Source organism: Acinetobacter sp. ANC 3882 (assembly GCF_022549545.1).
Lineage (GTDB): Bacteria > Pseudomonadota > Gammaproteobacteria > Pseudomonadales > Moraxellaceae > Acinetobacter.
This window is the reverse complement of record NZ_JAKZGB010000023.1, coordinates 1-569: the sequence shown is the minus strand read 5'-3', so window position 1 is coordinate 569 and position 569 is coordinate 1. Positions and strand designations below refer to the sequence as shown.

Annotated in this window: 1 pseudogene; it reads right to left on the bottom strand. The window is 47.6% G+C overall.

The features are described 5' to 3' along the window. Positions 1-569, bottom strand: a pseudogene (locus tag MMO42_RS18100) (cell surface protein); the annotation flags it as partial.

Below are 569 nucleotides of genomic sequence, written 5' to 3'. Positions count from 1 at the left end.
CCCGCTTTCACATTGGTGATGGTCGTGCCACCTGCACCTGCAAGCGTGATCTTGTCTTTAGTCGTTGCATCGTCGTATTTAACGGCTGCATCGTCTAAAGAACCTAACTTGCTGTCTACTGATGCCAACTGGTCTTCTGTTGCTGCTTGACCTGAAACCGCTGTGCCGTTCCAAGTTTTATTGCTTAAGCCACCAATGGTATTGGTTGTGCCATCAATCTTAACTTTGGTTGCACCACTGCCTACATTGATTGCATCTTTGACATTCAAGCTATCGCCTAAACCAAGTTGCACCCCATCTGCTGTAGTGGTGCTGGTGATGTTGCTATCACCTTTCACATTCAGCGTATCGCCTAATGCAAATTGGTTGCTGCTGCTACCATTACCAAATTTAATGCCTTTGTCCGCTGTCGCTTGTGCTGCATCTGCTGCAGTTTGCGCAGTGGTGACATTTTGGTTAGTAGTAAATAACTGGCCACCATTCACTGCATCTGTTGATGCCGCTGAACTGATGTCACCTGCTTTCACATTGGTGATGGTCGTGCCACCTGCACCTGCAAGCGTGATCTT